Annotated in this window: 16 protein-coding genes; 7 read left to right on the top strand and 9 right to left on the bottom strand. The window is 69.7% G+C overall.

What is annotated here, in order from left to right; all coding sequences use genetic code 11:
* Together ACXJKR_RS04120 and ACXJKR_RS04115 are read left to right on the top strand one after the other, a co-directional pair.
* The coding region (locus ACXJKR_RS04120) for a biotin--[acetyl-CoA-carboxylase] ligase (protein ID WP_457320963.1) at positions 1–514 on the top strand (514 nt) is incomplete at its 5' end.
* A complete protein-coding gene (locus ACXJKR_RS04115) occupies positions 514–1,185 on the top strand; it encodes a hypothetical protein (protein ID WP_056199777.1) in 672 nt (223 codons plus the stop codon). The genes ACXJKR_RS04120 and ACXJKR_RS04115, both read left to right, overlap by 1 nt.
* On the opposite strand, the gene ACXJKR_RS04110 is transcribed toward ACXJKR_RS04115, so the two are convergent.
* From ACXJKR_RS04110 to tkt, 5 genes are all read right to left on the bottom strand, one after another.
* The gene (locus ACXJKR_RS04110) at positions 1,168–3,210 is read right to left on the bottom strand and encodes a S8 family peptidase (RefSeq protein ID WP_457320960.1); all 2,043 of its coding nucleotides are present in this window, start codon (positions 3,208–3,210) and stop codon (positions 1,168–1,170) included. The genes ACXJKR_RS04115 and ACXJKR_RS04110 overlap by 18 nt on opposite strands.
* Before the next feature lie 265 nt (positions 3,211–3,475).
* Complete coding sequence (gap, locus tag ACXJKR_RS04105) at positions 3,476–4,474, bottom strand: type I glyceraldehyde-3-phosphate dehydrogenase (protein WP_457320959.1); 999 nt, start codon at positions 4,472–4,474, stop codon at positions 3,476–3,478.
* 81 nt (positions 4,475–4,555) lie between these two features.
* Positions 4,556–5,554 carry a hypothetical protein gene (locus ACXJKR_RS04100; protein WP_457320957.1) on the bottom strand — a complete coding sequence of 333 codons (999 nt, stop codon included), beginning with the start codon at positions 5,552–5,554 and terminating at the stop codon, positions 4,556–4,558.
* A gap of 202 nt (positions 5,555–5,756) precedes the next feature.
* Positions 5,757–10,280, bottom strand: a complete 4,524-nt coding sequence (locus tag ACXJKR_RS04095) for a response regulator (RefSeq protein ID WP_457320955.1) — start codon at positions 10,278–10,280, stop codon at positions 5,757–5,759.
* A 243-nt stretch (positions 10,281–10,523) separates the two neighbouring features.
* Positions 10,524–12,551, bottom strand: coding sequence for a transketolase (gene tkt, locus ACXJKR_RS04090; RefSeq protein WP_457320953.1), 2,028 nt, complete (start codon positions 12,549–12,551; stop codon positions 10,524–10,526).
* Between the two features lie 111 nt (positions 12,552–12,662).
* Here tkt and ACXJKR_RS04085 point away from each other — a divergent pair, with 111 nt between their 5' ends.
* Positions 12,663–13,280: a hemerythrin domain-containing protein gene (locus tag ACXJKR_RS04085; protein ID WP_457320952.1), complete on the top strand. Its 618-nt coding sequence runs from the start codon at positions 12,663–12,665 to the stop codon at positions 13,278–13,280.
* Here ACXJKR_RS04085 and ACXJKR_RS04080 read toward each other — a convergent pair.
* The 3 genes from ACXJKR_RS04080 to ACXJKR_RS04070 form a co-directional block, all read right to left on the bottom strand.
* Positions 13,265–16,285, bottom strand: coding sequence for a P-loop NTPase fold protein (locus ACXJKR_RS04080; RefSeq protein ID WP_457320950.1), 3,021 nt, complete (start codon positions 16,283–16,285; stop codon positions 13,265–13,267). The genes ACXJKR_RS04085 and ACXJKR_RS04080 overlap by 16 nt on opposite strands.
* Before the next feature lie 31 nt (positions 16,286–16,316).
* Entirely contained in the window at positions 16,317–19,457 is a 3,141-nt protein-coding gene (locus ACXJKR_RS04075) for a diguanylate cyclase (RefSeq protein ID WP_457320948.1), read from the bottom strand.
* A gap of 65 nt (positions 19,458–19,522) precedes the next feature.
* The gene (locus ACXJKR_RS04070) at positions 19,523–20,503 is read right to left on the bottom strand and encodes a potassium channel beta subunit family protein (RefSeq protein WP_457320945.1); all 981 of its coding nucleotides are present in this window, start codon (positions 20,501–20,503) and stop codon (positions 19,523–19,525) included.
* A 159-nt stretch (positions 20,504–20,662) separates the two neighbouring features.
* Here ACXJKR_RS04070 and ACXJKR_RS04065 point away from each other — a divergent pair, with 159 nt between their 5' ends.
* The 4 genes from ACXJKR_RS04065 (at position 20,663) to ACXJKR_RS04050 (ending at position 23,560) form a co-directional block, all read left to right on the top strand.
* The gene (locus ACXJKR_RS04065; RefSeq protein ID WP_457320943.1) at positions 20,663–21,844 is read left to right on the top strand and encodes an FAD-dependent monooxygenase; all 1,182 of its coding nucleotides are present in this window, start codon (positions 20,663–20,665) and stop codon (positions 21,842–21,844) included.
* Between the two features lie 79 nt (positions 21,845–21,923).
* Complete coding sequence (locus ACXJKR_RS04060) at positions 21,924–22,241, top strand: GNAT family N-acetyltransferase (RefSeq protein WP_457320941.1); 318 nt, start codon at positions 21,924–21,926, stop codon at positions 22,239–22,241.
* Between the two features lie 8 nt (positions 22,242–22,249).
* A complete protein-coding gene (locus ACXJKR_RS04055) occupies positions 22,250–22,864 on the top strand; it encodes a hypothetical protein (RefSeq protein WP_056199805.1) in 615 nt (204 codons plus the stop codon).
* A 141-nt stretch (positions 22,865–23,005) separates the two neighbouring features.
* Positions 23,006–23,560 carry a hypothetical protein gene (locus tag ACXJKR_RS04050; protein WP_056199808.1) on the top strand — a complete coding sequence of 185 codons (555 nt, stop codon included), beginning with the start codon at positions 23,006–23,008 and terminating at the stop codon, positions 23,558–23,560.
* Here the strand turns inward: ACXJKR_RS04050 and ACXJKR_RS04045 are convergent.
* A partial coding sequence (locus ACXJKR_RS04045; RefSeq protein WP_457320939.1) for an MFS transporter occupies positions 23,544–24,505 on the bottom strand: 962 nt, incomplete at its 5' end. The genes ACXJKR_RS04050 and ACXJKR_RS04045 overlap by 17 nt on opposite strands.

Raw genomic sequence — 24,505 nt, 5'->3', positions numbered from 1 at the left:
GTCCCTCGCCGTGGGTTGCACGGTGGCCGATGCGCTGGACCCGGCGGGCCGGCACATCCAGCTCAAATGGCCCAACGACCTCTTCCTGGATGGCGCCAAGCTCGGCGGCATCCTCATCGAGACCGTGCCGTTGCCGGTGGACCAGCGCGGCGTCGTCATCGGCATCGGCCTCAACCTGCGGCCCTTGCCCGAAGGCGCCGACCGCACCGCCTTTGCCAGCGSCCACGCGGCGCTGCAGACGCTGGACCCGGCCGCCACCACGCATGCCACGCTGGACCGCCTGGCTCCTGCGCTGCGTGGCATGCTGGCTGATTTTGAAACTCTGGGCTTTGCGCCCTGGCAGGCGGCATTCGCGCGCCGCGACCTCGCGGGCGGCCAGCGTGTGCGCGTCGGCGAGCAGGCCGGCACCGCACGCGGCGTCAGCGAGCGTGGTGAACTGCTGCTGGAAACCGCCGCTGGCCTGCTGCCGATCAGCGGAGGCGAACTGAGTCTCAGATTGGAGAAATCGCTGTGATGCGCGTGGTCGTGCTGGTACTGCTGGCGGTGAACGCCCTCTTCCTTATCTGGTCGCGCGGCTGGCTGGACACCGTCACGGGCCTGCCGGCCGAGGGCGGCCGCGAGCCGCAGCGCGTCAAGGCCCAGCAGCATCCCGAACGCATCCAGCCCCTGGCCGCCAGTGCGGCCGCCGTCGCCGCCCAGCGCAGCTGCCTGGAACTGGGCCCGCTCGATGGCGATGCGGCCCTCGCCGCCGCCCAGGCCGCCTTGAAGGCTGCCGGTGCTGAGGCCCAGGTGCGCAGCAGCGAGCAGCCGGGCGTGTGGGTGGTGGCGACCATCAAGCTCGCCGACCCCGAGTTCCGCGCCCGCAAGGAAGCCACCTACAAGCAGCTGCGCATCAACTTCGAACCGCTGGATGGCCTGCCCGCCGAGCAACCGGCCTTCGTGCTCAGCAAGCACCCCAGCCAGGCCGAGGCGAACGCCCAGGCCGAGAACTTCGACAAACGCGGCCTCAAGGGCCTGCGCGTGCTGACGCTGAAGGCGCCGCTGGCTCGCCACAGCCTGGTCATCAATCAGGCCGACGGCCTGCTCGCGGCCCGGCTCAAGGCGTCAAAGGACGCGGCCCTGGCCGTCGGTTTCAAGGCCTGCAGTGCGGCGCCCGCCGCAGCCGCATCAGCGGCCAGCAGCTGAGCGTCGCAGCGCCAACGCCGCCAGCAACAGACCAGCCAGCCAGGCCGCGCTGGCCGCGCCGCCGCCACCACCCGACGAGCCGCTCGACGAAGACGCTGCCGCGACACTGATCGTCGCCGACTGGCTGTAGACGACACCGGCGTTGTCGGTCAGGTCGGCGCGCACCGTGAAGCTGCCGGCCGCCGTCGGCGTGATCGTCGCCGTGGCCGTGCTGGCGCCGGAGGCAAAGGCCGTCACGATGCCGCCGCCATCGACCAGCACCCAGGCCGTGGAGGCGACCGAGCGGTCCCCGGGCAGGCCGGTGGCCGTGACGGTCAGTGTCAGCGTCTGGCCAGCGGTCAGGCCGCTCGCCGGGCTTGGCGTGATGGTCACCGTCGTGCCGTTCAGCGCCTGGGTCGCGGCCACGGCCGCAGCGGCGTCCACCATGCCGGCGCCGCAGGTGCTGGTCGTGCAGTAGCACTCGTCCTGCGCCGTGGCACTGGGTGCCTTGCATTGCGGCGGGTTGCCATCCGCGGCGCTGCCGCCCCCGCTTGTCGGGAAGGGGCGCGCCGTGCTCTTGAGGATCTGCGTTGCCTCGGCCGAGGTCAGACCCGGACGCACGGAGGCCATCAGCCCGACGATGCCACTGACGATGGGTGCCGAGAAGCTCGTGCCCACCGAGGCGCCGCTGCCGGTGTAGGTGTCTGCGCCCGCCACCGGCGTCGTCGTGCCCGAGTTGGTCGTGCTGACCATGGGATAGAGGCAGGCTTGGTTGGTCAGCGTGTTGATGCAGTTGCCGCCCGGCGCGGCGATGGTCACCTCCGTACCGAGGCTGGAGAAGCCGACCTTGGTGCCGACATGACGCAGCGCCGCCACCGTGATGACGCCGGGGCAGTTGCCCGGCAGGCCGACGGCCTGGCCTTCGGAATTGCCGGCCGCGACGACGATGGTGGCACCGGCCGCGTTGACCTGGCTGATGACGTCACGGTAGAGAGCGCCCGTGCCCGTGGTGCCACAGGTCCCGCTGCCGCCCAGGCTCATATTGAGCACCTTGGCCTTGTTCGCATTGGCCGGCAAGCCCGGCACGGCAATGCCGGCAGCCCACTTCATGCCAGCCATGATGTCGCTGTCATAACCGCCGCATTTGCCCAGCACACGCACGGGCAGGATCTTCAGGCCCCAGCCGACGCCGGCCATGCCCAAGCCATTGTTGCTGCTGGCGGCGATCAGGCCGGACACACGGGTGCCGTGCCAGGAGCTGTTGCCGATGTCGCTGCTGTCGCAGCCACTGCCCAGGGCGCCGCCGTTGATATCGGTCTGGCTGACCCAGTCGCCCGGGTCGGACGGGTCGTTGTCAGCACCGCCACCGTCATTGGCGATGGCAATCGACGTCGCTTGCTGGCTGTTGCCGGCGCTGCCGAAGCCGATCATGTCGTAGCCGCTGACGAATTGACCCGACAGGTCGGGGTGATCCAGGCGCACGCCGGTGTCCAGCACGGCGACTATCGTTGTGGCGGTGCCGGTCGTGGTGTCCCACGCTGCCGGCGCATTGATGCTGGAGACAACCTGGCCCGGCGTGGCGCTGGGCTTCTTCAAATACCACTGGTCGATGGTGCGGGCCTGCACACCACCGACGGTCGATTCAGGGTTCACGTCCGCGCCACCGAACAGCGGGTCGTTGGGGAGGCGGGCATGCTTGCGGCGTTGGTCGACGACCACCAGCTCGACCTCGGCATCGGTGGCCAGCTTCTTTGCCAGCGCGGCACCGGTCATGCCCTTGGCGATGACCACATGGGTGCGCTCGTCCAGGCTGATGCCGGCCGCCAGCCGCTGGCCGCTGCGCAGGCCCAGGGCCGTCGCGCGCGTCTGCGCCACCTCGCGCGCCTCGGCCCGGGTGGCCCGCAAGGCCAGGGCCTTGGCGCGCACGCTGTCGGCCTGGGGCTTGAAGCGCACGATGACGCGGGCTTCGGTGTCTGCCGTCTGAGCCAGCACGGGCGCGACCATCACGGTCAGGGCGGCGATCAGCAGCGGACGCAAGGACTTCATGACGGCGAGCTCGAACGGGCGGGGCGGCCAGTTTAGGCGCGCCCTTGTGAAGCAATCGCAAACAAGTGTGGGGCGCAAGAAAGCAGAAAGGCCAGCCGATCGCGAGATCGACTGGCCTTTTCAGCGGTATTCGGGCCGAGCGACGGGCCGCCCCTAGCCGGCCCGCCTGGCGATGTGCTTGCCGGTCGATCCGGCAAGCATCGCCGTCCCCTTGGGGGACCGGCTAGTCTGGCCCGCGTTCAGCGCGGCAGACTGGACGAGGGGCTCACGCAGCCACAACGCGGGCCATTTCGAGGACCTTGTTCGAATAGCCCCACTCGTTGTCGTACCAGGACACCAGCTTGACGAAGGTGCTGTCCAGCGCGATGCCTGCGTCGGCATCGAAGATGGAGGTGCGGGCGTCACCGCGGAAGTCGGTCGCGACAACCTTGTCCTCGGTGTAGCCCAGCACGCCCTTGAGCGCGCCTTCGCTTTGCGCCTTGAACTCGGCGCAGATCTCTTCGTAGCTGGCGTCCTTCAGCAGCTCGACGGTCAGGTCGACGACCGACACGTCGCTGGTGGGCACGCGAAAGCTCATACCGGTCAGCTTCTTGTTCAGCTCGGGGATGACCTTGCCGACGGCCTTGGCGGCGCCGGTGCTGCTCGGGATGATGTTCTCCAGGATGCCGCGGCCGCCGCGCCAGTCCTTGTTGCTCGGGCCGTCGACGGTCTTCTGCGTCGCGGTGGTGGCGTGCACGGTGGTCATCAGGCCGCGCTTGATGCCCCACTTGTCGTTCAGCACCTTGGCCAGCGGGGCCAGGCAGTTGGTGGTGCACGACGCGTTGGAGATGATGGCTTCGCCGGCGTACTTGGTGTGGTTGACACCGAAGACGAACATCGGCGTTTCATCCTTGGACGGTGCCGAGAAGATGACCTTCTTGGCGCCTGCGGCCAGGTGCTTCTCGCCGCCGGCCTTGTCCAGGAAGATGCCGGTGGCTTCGATGACGATGTCGGCGCCGGCCTCGGCCCACTTCAGCTCGGACGGGTCCTTCACGGCGGTCAGGCGGATGCGCTTGCCGTTGACGATCAGGGTGTTGCCGTCTACCGAGACTTCGCCGTCGAACTTGCCGTGCACGCTGTCGTACTTCAGCATGTAGGCCAGGTAGTCGGGCTCGAGCAGGTCGTTGATCGCGACGACCTCGATGTCCTTGAAATTCGCCACGGCGGCACGGAACACCATGCGCCCGATGCGGCCGAAGCCATTGATGCCGATCTTGATGGTCATGGAACTGTCTCCAGAGGATGAAAAATTCGGTGCGGGCGCGATTCTCGGCGATTCGCGGTACGGAGTGGTTTCAGGGCGATTTCAGCCACCGGTCGCGGCGGCAAACCGGCCGCAGGGAATGTCGATGACCATGGATTCATCGAACAGCCAGTCCTGCGAACGCGAGTCCAGCTCCATCTCCAGCCCGGCCAGCCAGCGCAGGAATTCCAGGCGGTTGGGATCGGGTCGTCCGAGCTCGAAAGCGGTGTTGGGCAGGTGAGGCCGACGTTGCGTCCAGGTCACCTTGAAGGGGCACGCCATGGTGTCGAAATCAAACGAAGCGTCCAGGGTCCTGCGGCCTTTCACCCAGCCCATGAACTTGGCCAGCGGCACCTCGGCCTCGCGGAACTTCGGCGGCTTGGCGGACGTGAAGACGTACTGGAAGAGCTGCTCGAAGGCAAATGGGGGATCGCCTGCCTGCCGGCAGGGCATCCGGTATTGCTCCAGGTATTCCTGGATCGCCTTCTGCGGTCGTGGGCCGGCGTTGGAGTAAAGGACCTGAACCTTGGGCGGCTGTTGGCCGTCGCCGTCGAAGCGGGCCACCACCAGGGTCTTGACGATGGGGCCCTCCATCTGCGAATACACGAAATCGGGCGCCTTGCGCGGCATGACCACACACTTCTGCGTCGCGGCCTGCTCCGACCACCCCCGTGCCGCCGATATCCGCACCGGTGCATCGCCGGCGAATACGAATTCCTGGACAGCCGCGAGCGGGGCAGCGCCCGCAGGCAGGCAGGGCAGGCGATGGCCCTTGAGATAGTCGAAAACCTCGTCCTGCATGGACTCATCGGCCGTGTTGGCCAGCACCTCCACGCGCGGGGCCGCGTCCGGGCGCTCGAACAGCAGCTTCACCCGCACCATCCGTGAACTCGACGGTTGACCGCGCAAGGCCTCCCGCTTTTCCCTCGGCAGCTGAGGGAGTGCGTTGGCATTGAGCAGGCAGGCCAGCATCTGGTCGGCCCTGTCATCCGGCCTTGGCACCTGGCCCTGAGCCGCCAATGTGCACAGCCCTGCCGCCAAAAGAATGATGAAGTCGCGCATTGCATCTCCTGCCGCCATGACCGGAGGTTTTACCGCAAGACCGCCGCGTTATTCCTTCTTCAGCACCGCCTTGACGGTCGCGGCCACGTTCTTCGGCGTGCAGCCAAAGTGCTTGAACAGCACACCGGCCGGCGCGGTCTCGTCGAAGGTGTCGATACCAACGACGGCGTCGACACCGTATTACCACCAGAAATCGCTGACTTCAGGTCAAGCCCTTCTCCTGCAAACTGGCCAGCACGGCCGAGAGCTCGCGCTCCACCGCCTGCAGCAGCGGCTCCAGGCCCACCGCTTCGACGCCCTGGCTGCAGGCTTCCTCCAGCGCGGTGGCGGCACGCTGCAGGGCGGGCATGCCCAGGCTGCCCGCGACGCTCTTCAGGTCGTGCGCGCAGCGCAGGGCGGCCTTGCCATCACCGCGCTCACGGGCCGCCCGCAAGCGCACGACGATGTCGCTCTCACGCTCGCGGAACAGCGCCAGCAAGCGCCGATACAGCGCCTCGTCACCCATCAGCGCGGCCAGGCCGGCGCCCATGTCCAGGGCCGCGGGCGGCGCCTGCGGCGCGGGCGCGGGCAGCGCCGGACGCACCCAGCGCGCCAGCGTGGCGAACAGCTCGTCAACGCGGATGGGCTTGGGCACATGGTCGTTCATGCCCGCCTCCAGCGCCTTCTGGCGGTCGCCGGCCATCGCGTTGGCCGTCATCGCGATCACCGGCAGGTCCTGCAGTTCCGGGCGGCGGCGCAGTTCGCGCGTCGCCTCGTAGCCGTCCATCACCGGCATCTGGCAGTCCATCAGCACGGCCTCGAAGCGCTCGCGCGCGAGGATCGCCAGCGCCTCCTGGCCGTCGCCGGCGATGTGTACGACGATGCCGGCGCGGTTCAGAAGGTCGCGCGCGAGCTCCTGGTTGATGGGGTTGTCCTCGACCAACAGGACGCGCGCGCCGGCCAGCCCGGCCTGGCGCGCCTGCAGCAGTTCGTGGCGCTGCACGTTGCGGCTGAGCCCGGCACGCGGACGGCCCAGCGCATTGGCGCAGGCGTCCAGCAGGCCCGAGGGCGTGACCGGCTTGGCCAGCAGCCCTGCCACCAGCAGCCCGCGTGCGGTGAGCTGGCGTTCGGCCTCGTCGCGGTTGAAGGCAGTCACCATCAGCACCGTCGGCGGAGCGTGCCTGCCGGCGGCCTGCCCCAGCCGTTCCAGGCAGCCGATGCCATCCAGGACCGGCATGTGCCAGTCCAGCAGCAACAGCCTGAACGGCCGGTCCTCGGCGTCGGCCTGCGCCACGGCCTGCAGTGCCGCAACGCCATCCGCCGCCGTCTCGGCCTCCAGGCCGAAGGCCGTCGCCAGCGTGTGCAGCAGCTCGCGTGCCGCCGGATGGTCGTCGACGACCAGCATGCGCATGCCGTGCAGTTCGTTGTCTTGCGGCGCTGGCGCCGCCCCGGGCTGCAGGCCCAGGGGCAGGCTGAAGTGGAAGCAGCTGCCGCGCCCGGGCTCGCTGTCCAACCCGATCTCGCCGCCCATGCGCTCCACCAGGTGGCGGCAGATCGCCAGGCCCAGCCCCGTGCCGCCGTAGCGCCGGCTGGTCGACGCATCGGCCTGCGTGAAGGGCTGGAACAGGCGCGCGACGGCCTCGGGCGCGAGGCCGATGCCGCTGTCGCGCACCTCGAAGCGCAGCGTCACGCGCTGGCCTTCGCGCGCCGTCTCGGCCACCGCCACCGTGACCTCGCCCTGCTCGGTGAACTTGACCGCGTTGTTGCTCAGGTTCAGCAGGATCTGGCCCAGCCGCGACGGGTCGCCGACGAGCGCGGTTGGCAGCGTGGGCGACAGCGCGAACAGCAGCTCCAGCCCCTTTTCCTCGGCGCGCATGCCCACCAGCGTGGCGAGCTGGTCCAGCACGTCGCCGAGCTGGAAGGGGATCTCCTCGATCTCCAGCCGGCCGGCTTCGATCTTCGAGAAGTCGAGGATGTCGTTGATGATCCCGAGCAGCGACTCGGCGGCACGGTGCACCTTGTCGACGTAGTTGCGCTGGCGCGCGTCCAGGCCGGTCTGCAGCGCCAGGTAGGACATGCCGAGGATGGCGTTCATCGGCGTGCGGATCTCGTGGCTCATGTTGGCCAGGAACTCGCTCTTGGCCCGCGTGGAGGCCTCGGCGGCGTGCTGGGCGCTGGCCAGCTCTTCGGTGCGCTCGCGCACGCGCTGCTCCAGCCCTTCGGCCACCTCGCGCGCGACGCGGGTGCGCTCGTCGAGCCGCGCCTGGAGCGCGATCTCGAAATGGCGGTGCAACTGGCGCATGCGCAGGCGGTAGGCCAACCACAGCGCCGTCAGCAGCAGCACGGCGACCGCGGCGCGGAAGTACCAGGTGGCATACCACGGCGGCGGCACGTGGATCTTGAGCGGCACCGCGCTCTCGCTCCAGTCCCCGCGGGTGCCGCGCGCCTGGACGAGGAAGGTGTAGTCGCCCGGCGGCAGCATCGTGTACGTCGCGTTGCGCCGCGCGCTGTCCGTGTCGTTCCACTTCGTCTCGAACCCTTCGAGCCGGTACCGGTAGCGGGTGTGCGCCGGGTCGACATAGTTCAAGGCGGCGAAGTCGAAGGACGCGATGCTGCGCGGTTCCAGCGCCAGCGCAGAAGCAGACCAGATCGGCTGCTGCAGCGGCGTGCTGCCTGGCAGCACCGACTCGCCGAACAGGCGGAAGTCGGTCAGGAACACCGGCAGCGTGCGCTTGCGGTCGACGACCTGGCCGGGGATGAACGCCACCAGCCCCTTCTGCGAGCCGAAGAACAGCTCCCCGCTTGAACTCCTCGCGGCCACCACGGGGTTCGCGAACCGGTCGGTCAGCAGGCCGTCGGACGCGCGGTAGTTCGTGAAGGTCCCGGTGCGCGGGTCGAAGCGCGACAGCCCGTTCGGCGTGCTGACCCACAGCTGTCCATCGTCGTCTTCCAGGATGCCGAACACGCTGTCCGCGGGAAGGCCGGCGCGCGAGTCGTACGAGGTGAACGTGCCGTCGCGGGGATCGAGCTTGACCAGCCCGCGGAAGGTCCCGGCCCACACCGTCCCGGCGCGGTCGACGTGGACCGCATTGACGCGTTGATGGCCCGGCGGACGCGCGGCGCGGAGTTCCGCATCGAAGACCTTGAAGGTGCTCGTGCGGGGATCAAAACGGTGCAGGCCGTGAGATGACGTCGCCAGCCACAGCACACCGCTGGCGTCCTCCGTGATCGAGCGGTACTGAACCAGGGTGCCAGGCTGCGGGCTGAAGGTCGAGAACCTTTCCGTCGCCGGCTCCCAGCGGCTCAGGCCGAAGTCCGTGGCGACCCACAAGGTGTTGCCGCGATCAACCCACAGTGCCGTGATGCGGTCGTGGTTCAGCGAGCGCGGGTCCGATGCGACGTGGGTGTACGCCGTGTAGCGCTGCGTGCGGCGATCGAAGCGGATCAGGCCGTTGCCATACGTGCCCAACCAGAGGTCGCCCGCGTGATCCGCAATCGCCCGGACGCCCCGCGCGAACACCGGCAGGTCGATCTGCGTCACCTGATCGGTCGTGCGGTCGACGCGGTTCAGGCCGCGGTCCGTGCCGATCCACAGCGTCTGGTCGTTCTCGGCGTAGGCGGCGGTCACCGGGCCCTTGCCGAGGCTGCGCGGGTCCGCCTGCTGGTGGCGGTAGGACCGGAAACGCGGACGCTCGGTGTCGAAGCGGTAGACGGCCCCCGCCCTCGTCGTCGACCAGAAGCTCCCGTCGCGGTCCCGGAACGTGCCGACGACGAGGTCGCCGCGCAAGCCGTCGGGATCGTCAGGGTCGCTCTGGTACCAGAGCGCCTGCATGCGGTCCGGCGTCAGCTTGACGAGGCCCAGCTTGCCGGTGCCGAGCCAGAGTGCCCGGTCGTCATCCTCCTGGATCGACAGGACGCCGGAAGAGGCGTTCGGCGCCAGCCCGCCGCCCCGGAACACATAGACGGTGACTTCGCCGCTGGCCACATCGACCGAGGCAAGATCCCCGCCGGAAGACAGGCCAAACCACAGCATGCCCCGGCTGTCCAGGAACGGCTTGGATGGGTATCCCGTGGCGACGAACTTGCGCCCGGAGCCGTTCTGCAGCCTGATGTGTCGCCTGACCTCGCCCGAGCGCCGGTCCAGCACGTGGAGCCCCTCGGAGCTCGTGACCCAGAGCGTGCCGTCGCGCAGCGCCAGCGTGGCGATGACGCGCGTCTCGCCGAGCCCGGGCGTGTAGCGCGGCCGATGGCAGGTCGTCTTCGACGTGACCGGGTCCAGGGCCGTCACGCCGTCGTCCGTCGCGAGCCAGATCAGGCCGTCCGGGTCCTCGCTGATGTCGTGGGTGATCGCCACGGTGCCGCAGGCCTCGTTGGGTGACCGGTACTGCTTGAAGCTGCCGGTCGCAGGGTCATAGCGGCTGAGCGAATCGTCGGCGCCGATCCACAGCCGGCCCGCATGGTCCTTGAACAGCGACTGGCCGATGATGAAGCCGACGCTGTTCGCGCGCTGGTCCGCCGGGACCTTCATGAAATCGTAGCCGTCGTAGCGCCGCAACCCGTCCTCGGCACTCAGCCACAGGAAGCCGAACTCGTCTTGCACCATCCGCTGGACCGCCACGGACGCGGAGGGCGACGGCAGCGGGTAGAACGGCATTGGCGCGCCGGCGACGAGCGCCACGTCGACGACGCGGATGTCCTGCGCGCAGGCGGCCCTGCAGGTGGCGAGCGCAGCAAGCGCGGTGAACAACGCGACGAAATTGCATAGCCGTGCGCTGTTGGCGCGCCAGCCCCTCGAACGCGCACGAAACAAATCGCCAGTCGCCAACGCCAGCCCTCCAGAGCCCCCGGAATCAAGGGCCATTGGATGTCTGTCCGGGAACCCCGGCTATCGGCATTCACCCGCTGCGCCGGGCAGGCCCGCGGCGGCGCCCCCGAGCCCCTGATGTCCATCGCCACCCCCTGACCGCACATGGCCCGGGGCGCGACGGCATCACTTCTTCTTCAGCACCGCCTTGACGGTCGCCGCGACGTTCTCGGGCGTGAAGCCGAAGTGCTTGAACAGCACGCCGGCCGGGGCGGACTCGCCGAAGGTGTCAATGCCGACAACCGCGTCGACACCGTACTTCCACCAGAAGTCGCTGACGCCCATCTCGACGGCCACGCGCGGCAGGCCCTTGGGCAGCACGCTCTTCTTGTAGTCCTTGTCCTGGCGGTCGAAAACGCTGGTCGACGGCATGGAAACCACGCGCACCTTGATGCCCTCGTCGGCCAGCAGCGCCTTGGCGGCCATCGCCAGCTGCACCTCGGAGCCGGTGGCGATGATGACGGCCTCGGCCTTGCTGTTGCCCTTGGCGCTCACCGGGTCGAACAGCACATAGGCGCCCTTGGCGATCTCGTCGACGTTGGTCTTGGGCGAGTAGGTCAGGTTCTGGCGGGAGAGGGCCAGCAGGCTCGGGCGCTGGGCGTTGCCGATGGCCATGGTCCAGGCGACCACCGTTTCGGTCGTGTCGGCCGGGCGCCAGACGTCCAGGCCCGGGATCAGGCGCAGCGAGGCGACATGCTCGATGGACTGGTGGGTCGGGCCGTCTTCGCCCAGGCCGATGGAGTCGTGCGTCATCACGTGGATAACGCGGGCCTTCATCAGTGCGGCCATGCGGATGGCGTTGCGGCTGTAGTCGCTGAAGGTCAGGAAGGTGCCGCCGTAAGGGATGAAGCCGCCGTGCAGCGCGACGCCGTTCATGATGGCCGCCATGCCGAACTCGCGCACGCCGTAGTTGATGTGGCGGCCGTTGTTGGGCGTGCCGTCCGCGCCGATGCGCAGGGCCGGCGTGCTGCTGGTGTTGGTCAGGTTGGAGCCGGTCAGGTCGGCGCTGCCGCCGAGCAGCTCGGGCAGGGCGAGCGTGAAGGCTTCCAGCGCCAGTTGGCTGGCCTTGCGGCTGGCGACGGTCTGCGCTTCGGCATGGGCCTTGACGACGGCGTCGACGGCGATCTGCGCGAAGTTGGCGGGCAGCACGCCGGCCATGCGGCGCTGGAACTCGGCGGCCAGCTCGGGGTGGGCTTCGGCATAGGCGTCGAAGCGGCTGTCCCACTCGGCCTCAACCTTGTCGCCACGTTCCTTGGCATCCCAGGCGGCATAGACCTCGGCCGGCACAGCGAAGGGCTCGTGCTCCCAGGCGAGGGCCGCGCGGGTCAGCTTGATCTCTTCGGCGCCGAGCGGTTCGCCGTGGGCCTTGCTGGTGTTGGCACGGTTGGGCGAGCCCTTGCCGATGGCCGTCTTGGCGATGATCAGCGTGGGCTTGTCCTGGCTCTCCTTGGCCTTGCCGATGGCGTCGTCCAGGGCGTCGACGTCATGGCCGTCCACCGGGCCGATGACGTGCCAGCCATAGGCCTGGAAGCGCTTGGCGGTGTCGTCGGCGAACCAGGGCGCAACCTGGCCGTCGATGGAGATGCCGTTGTCGTCGTAGATGGCGATCAGCTTGTTCAGCTTCCAGGCGCCGGCCAGCGACGCGGCCTCGTGGCTGATGCCTTCCATCAGGCAGCCGTCGCCCAGGAAGGCGTAGGTGTGGTGGTCGACGATCTCGTGGCCTTCGCGGTTGAAATCGCGCGCCAGCAGCTTCTCGGCCAGGGCCAGGCCCACGGCGTTGGTCACGCCCTGGCCGAGCGGGCCGGTGGTCGTCTCGATGCCCGGGGTGATGCCCACTTCGGGGTGGCCCGGCGTCTTGCTGTGCATCTGGCGGAAATTGCGCAGCTCGTCGATCGGCAGGTCATAGCCCGTCAGGTGCAGCAGCGCGTAGATCAGCATCGAGCCGTGGCCGTTGGACAGCACGAAGCGGTCGCGGTTGGCCCAGTGCGGGTTGGCCGGGTTGTGCTGCAGATGGTGGCCCCACAGCGCCACGGCGATGTCGGCCATGCCCATGGGTGCGCCCGGGTGGCCGGAGTTGGCCGCCTGCACCGCGTCCATCGCGAGGGCCCGGATCGCGTTGGCCATGAGGGTGGGGGAAGCGGTCGATGCAGTCATGGCCGGGGCTTTCTTGGGGCTGAAGGGCAAAACCAGGGATTTTACGGGGGTGGTTCGATTGACTTGATCCAGCGCAAGACCGCCCGCGCGGCGAAGCGCGACGCTTGGCGCATGACCACGCCCATGCCCCTGGCCGTGCGCATCATCCGCGCCGAGCACGACGCCCTGGCCGCGATGCTGCGCACTTTGCCCCTGCTGCTCGCGGCCCAGCAGCGCGCCGGCACGCCCTGCGACTTCGGTGCGCTGCGGGCGATGCTGTTCTATGTCGACGAATTTCCAGAACGCTTGCATCACCAAAAAGAAAGCGAGCTGCTGTTCCCCAAGCTGCGCGCGCTGGCGCCCGAACTGCGCGAGACGCTGGACGAACTCGACGCCGACCATGCCCAGGGCGAACGCGCGGTGCGCGAGCTGCAGCACAGCCTGCTCGCCTGGGAGCACATGGGCGAGCCGCGGCGCATGAAGTTCGAGCAGCAGCTCAAGGTCTACACCGCCCGGTACCTGCGCCACATGCGGCGCGAGGAGACCGAGATCCTGCCGCGCGCGGCACGGCTCCTGAGCGCCGCGGACTGGGCCGACCTGGACGAAGCCTTCAGCAGCCACCAGGACCCGCTGGCCCCGCGCCCGGGCCAGCCGGTGGACGAGGCTTACGCGCCGCTGCGCCAGCGCATCCTGGCCGCGCTGCCGGCGCCCCTGGGCTGGGGGCCGGCGCTGGGTCAGGCAGGTGGCTGATCCGCGGCGGCCTGGGCCCGCAGGATGAAGCGAAAGCCCACGTCGTCGCGGCGCTGATCGCGGGCGATGCGGTCGACGGCCGCCGAGCGGGTCTGCTCGACGCGGCTGCGGAAAGACCCGCCGCGCAGCGCGTGCCAGCCGGTTTCGGCGCCCGGCCGCCCTTCGGGATCGACCCAGGCGGCTTCGGCGCTGCGCTGTTCCGGCGCCAGCAGGTCGCGGCAAAGCTCCGCGACGTTGCCGTGCATCTGGCGCAGTCCCCAGAAATTGGCGGCGCCCGCGGCGACCGGGAGTGGCGCGTCGGCCTCGGCATGCACCCTCTGCTGGCCCGGCTGGTCGCTGAAGGCATAGGCCGTCCGCGTGCCGGCGCGGCAAGCCGCCTCCCACTCGGCCTCGCTGGGCAACTGAATCTCGCAGTCAGGCAGGCCACGGGCCAGGCGCGCCAGCACCTCCTCCACCTCAGCCGCAGTAACGCCGACGACGGGGAAGCTGCCGTCATCGCTACGCACGCTGCGCCCGCCCAAACGCCGCCAGAACGCCCAGGAACAAGTGGTGTCGGCAATCCAGAAGCCGCGGCTGAGGGTCACCGTGCGCAGCTCACCCTCCTCCTCCGGGCCGTTGGGCGAACCCATGGCGAACTTGCCGGCCGGCACCCAGCGCAGATGCTGCAACGCCTTGTCATACCCCTCCAGCGGTGCCATGCGCAGCCGGGCATAAACACCGTGAGCTGCATCCGACCCCAGCACGACGCGGGCCTCACGCGCCTGGCTGGCACCGTACTGCTCCGGGCAGACCCACCCTCTCGGAATCGCCCAGGTCGCCGCCGCATCGGGAGGCCCGGTCGGCAGCCAGATCGCCTCACCGCGGCGCAGCGGCGGTGTCAGCAGCGTCGCGGTGCCGTCCTCCGCGCGCACCTCGGCGGCCCAGTCCGGGCGCTTCAGCACCTTGAGTACCGGCGTCCCGAACTGCCGGAGCAGGTCCAGGGCTGCCGCCTGCGACAGATGGGGCCGCAGCTCCTGCAGCAGGAACTGCGTGGCATCGGCGGGCGCACCGCGGTCGACCCAGGCACGCAGCTGATCCATCAGCCGGCCGCTGCTCAGCAGGCTCCACAGTGACGCCGGCAGCACGCGGTCCCGCAGTGAGGCGCCCTCGCGCGACAGCGCCACGCGTACCAGCTCCAGCTCGCCCGAGTTGACCGCCTCCACCAGGGCGCGCTCGTTCTCCAGGCGCGCCTCCTGGGGGGCGTTCGCCAGCGCGACCGGCTCCTCGCTCTGGACAGCAGCGGCCTGCGGTTCGACCGGCTCGGGCGTCGCGGCCAACTCTTCCAGCATCAGATCAACTTCGTCAGCCGACAACGCGCTCTCCGGATTCACGGATTCCGGCGTCGGCACGACGGCTGCCGCGGCTGCGGCGAGTTGTTCCGCAGATCCCTCCACCTCCGTGAACACCATCAGCGCCCCGAGCTGCGCCCCCGTCAACGCCGCCTTCTCGTGCAGCTCGCTCACCCGTGCCAGCAACTCCAGCAGGTCAAAGCCCGAGCGGTTGTGCATGGCCGCCTCGCACAGGTCGGGCAGGCGCAGCAGTACGAGGCGGTATTGCAGCTGGGCCGGTGAATCGACGCCCAGCACCTGCAGTTGCAGCGCCTTGCGCAGGCCGGCGACATCGCGGAACAGCGCGTCGGTGCGCCAATCGGCCAGCGTGATCAGCAGCCTGGCGCCGTGCAGGCGCAGATAGCGGTACAAGGCCGGCGCAAACAACTGCAGCGCGCAGACGATGGCCAGCCATTCGCGCTTGCGCGGCGTCTTGGCGTCGCCGGCACCCAGAGACTCGGCCAGGGCCAGCAGCGAGGTCATGCGGTGCAGCTTGCGTGGCACGCCGGGCGTGATGGCAGCCACCAGCGTGGCGAGGTCGTTGGCCTGCGCGGACGCGTCGGCGAACCAGGCCGGCCACTTGTCGGCCAGGAAGTCGCGCGCCGCCGCGCCGGTGGGCCGCGGCAGCCGCACCGGCAGGTGCACGAGCTTCTCCAGGTACTCCGCACCGGTGATGGGCGTCATGCCCTCCTTGCCCTGCAGCGCGTAGTCGCGGTAGCGGTGCGCAATGCCGCGCTCGATGACCTCTTCGTCCAGCGCCAGCACGAAGGCGCAGCCCTCCACCTCCAGGAAGAGCTTGATCGCCTCCAGGACCTCGACGGCCTTGTCGGGCAGGCAGCGGTCGAGGTCGTCGACGAGGAAGACAAGGTTGAGCCGGAAGTCCGCCTCTTGCGGCGGTGACTCGCCGGTCATCAGCCAAGCCCACTTCGTGCTGAACCAATATTGCGTGCGAGGCCACCAGCCGACGCCACCGTATTTCAGACGTTCACGGTGCAGGGCCAAGGCACTCGGATTGCGACCGGTCACCGCCTTGAGGTGCTCGAGAAAGTCGTAGTAGAGGCTGTGCAGTTGATCGCCCGGCAACTCCAGGCGGCGGGCGCGCTTCAGCGCCTTGCCGTGCTCTGACCACCGCCGCCACACAGAAGGCTTGGTCTGGCCTGCTTCGGTCTTCAGTTCCGGCAGCTTGAGTGCCACGCCCTGAGTGGTCAGCGCCGTCTGCAGCAATTCACGGCCGCCGTGCTGATAGACGGTTTGCGCCAGCTCGCCGAGCAGCAACACCCGGTCGGACAGCTTCTCATTGCGGCGAATGCGTTCGTCGACGCTTTCGTCCAGGGCCTTGCGCAGGCATTGCTGAGCCACGCGCAGCAAGGGCACCAGCAAGTGCTCCTCCCGCTCATAGCGCCAGGCGTTGAAGGACACGACGACGTTGAGGACTTGCTTGCCGTCGCCGGGATCGAGAGCGGCAGCCACGGTCTGCAGCAACCGGCTCTTGCCCGCACCCCATTCGCCGAAGACACCGATGACCAGCGCCGGCTCGGTGCTGCTGCCAGCGCCGGGCCTGAGGCTGGCCTCCAGCTCGCTCACGAGGCGCCGGGCCAGAGCTGCGTGACCGAAAGAAAGCGGGGCGGCGGGCTGCATGGCGTCGTTTCGCAAGCCGCCGCCGCGGGCCTCAGCTGCGACCTGAACGCTGCAGCGTCAGCCGCCCGCTGGCGGCCCAGCTGTCCAGCGGCCGGCGCATGTCCTGGCGCAGCTCGTCCTCGCCATCGGCCTTGGCGTCCAGCAGGCCGACCCAGGCGTTGCGGCCGGTGTCCTTGGCGTCGTACAGCGCCGCATCGGCCAGGTCGATGGCGGCATGCCAGTCCAGCGCGCGCGGCAGCCTGGGGCATAGCGGGAAGGCCGAGAAGCCGACCGAGCAGGTCAGGGTCAAGCGCAGCCCGCCGTCGAGCTCGAAGGGCTGGGCCATGATGGCCTGGCGGGCGCGTTCGGCCAGCTCGGCCGCGCGGCGGCGCGGCGTGCCGCGGGCGACGATGAGAAACTCCTCGCCGCCCCAGCGCACCAGGTAGTCGGTGGCGCGAAAGACCTGCTCCAGGCGGCCGCGCATCTGCATCAGCACGGCGTCGCCGGCCATGTGGCCATGAGCGTCGTTGATGCGCTTGAAGTGGTCGATGTCGATGAGGAAGAACAGCAGGTCCTGGTCGCTGTCGGGGTTGGCGACGAGAGCGCCCGAGGTCGGCTCGTAGTGGCGCAGAACCATGGCGACGTCGGCCGGCATCTGGCGGTCCAGGAAGCGGCGGTTGCGCAGGCCGGTCAGCGGGTCGGTGAGGCTGGCCTCTTCCAGCTCGACGGACTTGGCCGTCAGCGCGGCAGTGGCGGCCTCCAGCGCTTCGGTGCGCTCCTGCACGCGCAGCTCCAGCACGCGGCGGTGGCGCAGCAGCAGCCGCGTGCGCATGCTGACGATGGCCGCCACCAGCCCCACGGCCGCGATGACGGCCAGGGCCAGGGCCCAGCGCGTCTGCCACCAGGCGGCGCGCACGTTGACACCGATCTTGATCTCGGTGGGGCTCCAGGCGCCGTCACGATTGCTGCCCTGCACCTGCAGCTGGTAGTGGCCGGGTGACAGGTTGGTATAGGCCGCCGTACGGCCCAGCATGCCGGCGTCGATCCAGCCGGCGTCCAGGCCCTGCAGCCGGTAGCGGTAGCGGTTGCGGCTGGGCTGGCTGTAGTCCAGCGAGGCGAAGGCCAGGCTCAGGCCCCGCTCGCCGGGCGCGAGGACGATGTCGCTGCCGTTGGCCGGCAGCGCGCGCTCCTCGCCATCGACGCGCAGCTCCGAAACGACCAGCGGCGGCTTGTACGTCCAGGGCGAGAAACGGTCAGGGTCGATGACGAGCAGGCCGCGTGCGCCGCCGAACAGCATGCGGCCGTCGTCGAGCTTGGCGTAGGCGCGGAACCAGCCGGTGCCCAGATCAGCGCCGTCGGCCGCGCCCAGCTCGCGGCGCTCGCCGCTGCGCGGGTCGTACATATTGCGCTGCGACCAGATGCGGCCCTGCTTGTCGAACAGCRGGTTGGCGCCGAACGCCCCACCGATGTCGGAGGCACCGACGACTTCGAAGCGCGCCTTCTTGCCGTCGCTGTCGATGAGGCGGTGCAGGCCGGTGCCGGTGTCCACCCACAGGCGCCCGGCCAGGTCGACGGCCATGCCCAGTACGGTCTGGCCGGTCAGGCCCACGGGCTCGACCCATTCGGCCACGGGCTCGTCCGACCCCGGCTTGGCGACGCGGAACAGGCCGGCCRCGCCGCCCGCCCACAGGCTGCCGTCGGGCAGGCTGGCGAAGGCATTGACCTCGCCGGTGCCGCCCACCAGGCCGGCGGTCGGGATGGCGCGCATCTGCGGGTGCTCGGGCGTCCAGCGCATCACGCCGTCCAGCGTCGCGATCCATAGCGAGCCGTCGTCCAGCGCGTGGAAGCGCCGCGGCACGGCATTGCCGCTGCGCAGGGTTTCCTTCCAGCGGCCCTGGGTGTCGAAACGAAGCAGCTGGGTGTCGATGGCGACCCAGACGGAGCCGTCCTTGCTCTGCCCCAGTGCATTGACCCGCCCTGACGGCAGGCCGCCATTGCCCTGGGCGACCACACCCAGCGGCATCAGCTGGCGGTCGCGGCGTTCGATGCCGCCGGCCAGCGTGCCCAGCCAGATCTCGCCGTTGTCCAGCTGCAGGATGCTGCGCACGTCCAGGCCGCCCGAGACCGAGCCGATGGCCTCGCGCACCATGGACAGGCCAGGCAGCGACGGCACATGGCGCATCAGGCCGCCACCATAGCTGCCAGCCCAGACCGTGCCGGACGGGTCGCGCATCAACGCGCGCACATCGCTGCGCGGCGCGGTGCCGGCGCCGGTGGCGGGCAGGCGCTCGATCAGCGCGCCGTCAACCGCGCGACGGCGCGACACGCCCGAGGCGTCGCCGAACCACAGCTCGTCGGCATCGGGCTGGGCCATGGCCATGACGGGCCAGACGCCCGAGGTGGCGCCTGGCTGGGCGCCGGGGCTGAAGGGCAGCGGCTGGCCATTGGGCGACAGCGCGCGCAGCCGCCCCTGGGCCGTGCCGACGATGATGCGGCCGTCCTGGGCCTCGCTGATCAGCGTGACCAGCTGGTCGCCGATGCCGACGTCCAACGCTTCGATCGGGCCGTCGGGCGCCTTGCGCGCCAGGCCCCGCCAGGTGCCGATCCACAGCGTGCCCTGGCGGTCGACGAGCAGGGTCTGCACGCGCGGGTCGGGCAGGCCGTCCTCCTTGCCGCGGTGGTGGGTGAAGCGCTGGCTCTTGACGTCGAAGCGGTCCAGGCCGCCGCTGCCGCCTATCCACAGCGTGCCGTCCTTTTCCAGCGCGAAGGTGCGCACGGTATTGGCGGCGGGCGCGGTCTCGTCGGCCGACTTGCCGTCGCGCGCCCAGCGATCCCAGCGACCGGTGGCCACGTCCAGGCGCACCAGGCCGCTGTTGCCGGCGGCCACCCACATCCAGCCGCGCGGGTCGGGCAGCATGGCGCGCACGAACTGCTCGGGCAGCAGCTGGCCGTCGGGGCCGCTCAAGGGGTAGCGGCGGAAGGCATAGCCGTCAAAGCGCAGCAGCCCCTCGGGCGAGCCGGCCCACAACACGCCGCGGGCATCCAGCGCCAGTGCGGAGACAACGTTGTCCCTTACCGCGCCCGCTTCCCCGATGGGCTCGAAGCGCGGCACCACCGCCTGTGCCGCGGTGGTCAGCAGCGCCGCGGCGATCAGCAGGGCTGCAGCGCACCCTTTTGTTGTCAAGACCCTCATAACGGCATTCTCAGGCACCCAAAGGGCCTGCTTTGCCGGGTCTTGCCCTCAGAGAACGTGAATGATCACTGCGCAAGAGGCTTGGCGATGCTGTCGATGCGTTCGATGACTTCCGGGGTCAGCTTGGGCGTCACGGCCAGGGCGCCGAGGTTGTCGCGCAGCTGCTCGATGCGGCTGGCGCCCAGGATGACGGTGGACACGCGCGGGTTGCGATTGATCCAGGCGATGGCGAGCTGGGCCATGCTGCAGCCCAGCTCGGCGGCGATCTCGGACAGCTTGCCGACAGCGTCGTTCCTGGCCTTGTCCTGCAATTGCTCGCGCATCCAGCTCATGTTCTCCAGCGCGCCGCGGCTGCCGGCGGGGATGCCGCCACGGTATTTGCCGGTCAGCAGGCCCGAGGCCAGCGGGCTCCAGGTCGTCAGGCCCAGGCCGATGTCCTCGTACAGGCGGGCGTAGTCCTGCTCGACACGGCGGCGGTGGAAGAGGTGGTACTGCGGCTGCTCGACGACGGGCTTGTGCAGGTGATGGCGCTCGGCAATTTCCCAGGCGGCGCGGATGTCGGCGGCGCTCCATTCGCTGGTGCCCCAGTACAGCGCCTTGCCCTGGCGGATGATGTCGCTCATGGCCCAGACGGTTTCCTCGATGGGCGTGTTCGGGTCGGGGCGGTGGCAGTAGATCAGGTCCAGATGCTCGAGCTGGAAGCGCTTCAGTGACGCGTCGACCGCCTGCATCAGGTATTTGYGGTTCAGCGTGTCCTTGCGATTGACCGTCACGCCGTCTCGCGCCAGGCCCCAGAAGAACTTGCTGGAGACGATGTAGTCCAGCCGGTTCCAGCCCAGCGCCTTGAAGGCCTGGCCCATGACGACCTCGCTCTCGCCCTGGGCATAGACCTCGGCGTTGTCGAAGAAGTTGACGCCGGCGTCGAAGGCCGCGGCCAGCATCTCGGTGGCGGCCTTCGTGCCGACCTGGTTGTGATACGTGACCCAGGAGCCGAGGGAGAGTTCGGAAACCTGGAGGCCGGCGCGGCCGAGACGGCGGTATTGCATGGAGCGTTCCTGTGCGGGAGGGGCGGAAAAGCCGCAGCTTATCGGGGCCGCCCGGCCCGGCCGGTGCATGGCCACAATGGCCCCGAGCACGCCGGGGGCGAGGCGCCCGACACCCCGAGTCGCCGCGCAGCTGCATCGCCGGCAGTTATCGTTGAGCCCATGAAGCTCGCCGTCATCGGCGCCGGTCCTGCCGGCCTCGCCCTCGCCCTGCTCGCCGCCGAGCGCCTGGCAGGCGCTGAAATCCATCTTTTCGACACCCGGCCGCTGGACCACGACATCAGCGGCGACGCCCGCACGCTGGCGCTCAACCTCGGCAGCATCCGGCTGCTGCAGCGCCTGCACGCCTGGCAGCCCCAAAGCGCTCAGGCCATCCAGACCGTGCATGTCAGCCAGGCACCGCCCGCGCCGATTGCCGGTGAGGTGCGCATCAGCGCCGCCGAGCAGGGCCTGCCCCAGCTTGGCGCCGTGCTGCCCTATGGCGCCCTGGTCGCGCCGCTGCAGCAGCGTTGGCTGGAGTTGGCCACCGCCCAGCGCGAGCGCCTGTTCACCCGCTTCGGGACCGCCGTGCATGCGATTCGCTCGAACCTGGCTGGCGTGGAGCTGGACTGCGGCGAAGGTCCAGTCGTCGACAGCTTTGACCTCGCCGTCGTCGCCGAGGGCGGCGTGTTTGCCGAGCAGGATAGAAAGTCCATCACCAGCGACTATCACCAGAACGCCTGGGTCGGCACGGTGCGCCTGGCGCCGCCCGGCCTGCAGGGCCTGGCCATCGAGCGCTTCACACGCAACGGGCCCCTGGCCCTGCTGCCCCTGCCCGACGACGCGCAGGGCCCGCGCGCAGCCATCGTCTGGTGCCTGCCCCAGGCCGAGGACGACATCGCTACCTTGAACGACGCTCAGCGCCTGGTCGTCATCCAGCAGCAGCTGCCCGCCGTGGCCGGCCGGCTGACCGGCATCTCGGCATTGAAGTGCTTCCCGCTCGGCCTGAACGCCGAAACCCGGCTGCTGCAAGGCCGGGCGCTGCGCATCGGCAATGCGGCCCAGACCCTGCACCCGGTCGCCGGCCAGGGGCTGAACCTGGGCCTGCGCGACGCCCAGGCCCTGATCGATGCATTGCGCGATGCGACGGAAACCGGCCTGGGCCTGGACGCCGTGTTGGCCCGCGTCGACTGGCAGCGCGCGCCCGACCGCTGGCCCATGATTGCCGCGACCGATTTCCTCGCCCGCAGCTTTGCCTGGCGGCTGCCGGGGCTGCCAGCGCTGCGTGGCTTGGCCCTGGCCGGCCTGGAGCTGGCCACGCCGCTGAAGAAAGCGCTGGCCCATCGCATGATGTTCGGAGGCTGATCTGGAGATCCGACCCATCCAGCCTGCCGAGATCGAAGYCGCGCGCGAGCTGCTGATCGCCAACCACTGGGGACCGCGCGTGGCCGATGCCGACGTCTTTGCGGAACTGGTCCGGCGCTCCCAGGTGGCCCTGGCCGCCGTGGACGACGACGGCGAGGTCATCGGCTTCCTGCGCKCCATCACCGACGGCCTCTTCAACGGCTATATCTCCATGGTCGTCGTAGCGGACTCCCACCGCGGCCGCGGCGTCGGCAGCGCCCTCGTCAAGGCGGCCGTCGGCGACAACGACGAGATGACCTGGGTGCTGCGCGCCGGCCGCGACGGCGTGGCCACCTTCTACGAAAAGCTGGGCTTTCAGGTCTCCCAGGTGGCCATGGAACGCAAGCGCAAATCCTGAAAGCATCGATGCGACACGCTCTCCTTCTGACCCTGCTGCTGGCCACGACCGTGCCGACCCAGGCCCAGGCCCAGCTCATCCCGCCGGGCAAGGCTATCGCTGGCGCCACGCAGGAGGAATGGTCCAAGCGCTGGTGGCACTGGGCCTTGTCCTTCGACGAAGAGGACAGCCCCGTGGCGGACACCGACGGCAGCCTGTGCGCCAGCGGCCAGTCCGGGCCGGTCTGGTTCCTGGCCGGCACCTATGGCACAAAGCGCACGGTGCGACGCTGCAGCATCCCGGTGGGCAAGACGCTGTTCTTCCCGCTGATCAACTTCATCGCCTTCCCGCCCGACGATGAGCGCGAGGCCTGTGCCTCGCTGATGCTGCGCGCCGAGTCGCTGACCGAGGCGCCCGCGGCCCTGGTGCTGGATCTCAACGGCAAACGCTTCGCGGGGCTGGAAGCGCACCGCCAGGCCACCAAGGGCTGCTTCCTCGTCGCGCCTGACGACGACGCGCCGGCTGCCGGCAATGGCTACTACGTGGCCCTCGGGCCGCTCAAGCGCGGCCGCTACACGCTGAACTTCGGCGCCATCCTGCCCAGCATGTCGCAGGCCGTGACCTATACGCTTGACGTGAAGTGACCCCGTCATGCCGCGGGTGAAAACTCCCGCCAGCGGCACGGTCATGACGCACCGGCTGTTTTCCGAGGCCTGAAAAGCCGGGCAGAGCGACCGCTTTTTGTTGCCCTGCCCAGCCGCGCCTGGGCCTAGCATGGGACACCCATGTCGCGCCCTGCCCTGCTTCCCGCCGCCCTGCTGGCCCTGTTGCTGGCCGGCTGCGGCACGCCCAGCCAGCCCCTGCCCATGGCGATCAGCCCGGCCGAGGCGCTGCAGATCCGTGGCTGGGTGCCGGATGCGCTCAAGGCCCAGGTCGGCGTCGCTGCCGTCAAGGGCGGCCAGGAGACCGGCCGCTGGTGGGGCTCCAAGGTCAGTGCCCTGGCACTGCAGCAGGCGCTGGAAGAGTCCTTGCATGCCGTCGGCATGAAGCCGCTGTCGCCCGAGCCGGCGCCGCGCTTCGAATTGCAGGCCGAGCTGCTGCAGCTGGACCAGCCCCTGGTGCCCGCCGTCGGCGTGACCGTCGGCGTGGCGGTGAGCTACACCCTGGTCGACAAGGCCAGTGGCAAGCCGGTCTACCAGCGCCGCGTCGCCAACACCGACGAGGCCCGCTTCAGCGAGGCCATCGTGTCGCCCAACGAGCGGCTGCGCATCGCCAACGAGCGCGCGCTGCGGGCCAACATCGACCTGCTGCTGCGCGACCTGGTCACGCTGCGGCCGTGACCTCGTGCCGGCGCCGACCAGCCGTCAGCCACAGCGCCAGCGCACACAGTAAGCCCAGCGCGCTCGCGGTGCCGAAGAAGGCCATCATCGGCCCGTAGCCCGCCGGGTTGGCCGCACCGGCGCCGGCCTGGTCGTTCAACCAGCCGGCCATCAGGTTGGCACCGCTGACACCCGCGTTCTGCGCCACCCACATGAGGCCGATGGCCGTGCCGAAGCGCGCCGGGGCAACGAGGCGACTGGTCAGCGGCCACATGACGGCGGGCACCAGCGAGAAGCTGACGCCGATCAGCGCAGTCGACACCCACAGGGACCAGTCCGTCAGTGCCATGACGGCCAGCGCCAGCGGCAACAGCAGCGCCCCCAGGGCCAGGAAAGGCGCATAGCGGCCAAGCCGGTCGCACAGCCAGCCGAAGGCCGGCGTGGCGAACACCGCGGCCAGGAAGACATAGCTGTTCATTTCGCCTGCCGTGGCCAGGTCCAGACCATGCGTGTGCTGGAAATACTTGATCGAGAAGGTGCTGCGAAAGGCCAGGATGACCGAGTACCACAGCACGCACAGCGCCAGCAGATACCAATAGGCCTTGCCGAAGTGCAGCAGGTCGCGCAGCACGAAGCGTTCGGCCGCCGGTGCGGCTGACACCCCACGCTGAGCGCCACGGTCCACCCACCAGTAGGCCAGCGACGCCACGAACGACGTCGCAGCGAGGGTGGCGGCGATGACCAGCGGCGGCTGCCAGCCCTGGGCGTAGGCGCTGGCGAACCAGGTCGGCGACATGTCGGCGCCAAAGGAGCCCAGGCGCCCGATCGCCAGCGCCAGCCCCATCGCGAAGGCGACGGTGCCGCCGGCGAAATACTGCGCGATGGCCGCCAGCGTGGCGATGCCGAAGGTCTCGGCGCCGATGCCGAACAGCAGCCGGCCGGTCGCCATGCCGGCGAAATTGGGGC

The organism is Roseateles sp. P5_E11, assembly GCF_054049355.1.
The sequence above is the reverse complement of the archived record's forward strand: the minus strand, read 5'-3'. Positions and strand labels throughout refer to the sequence as shown.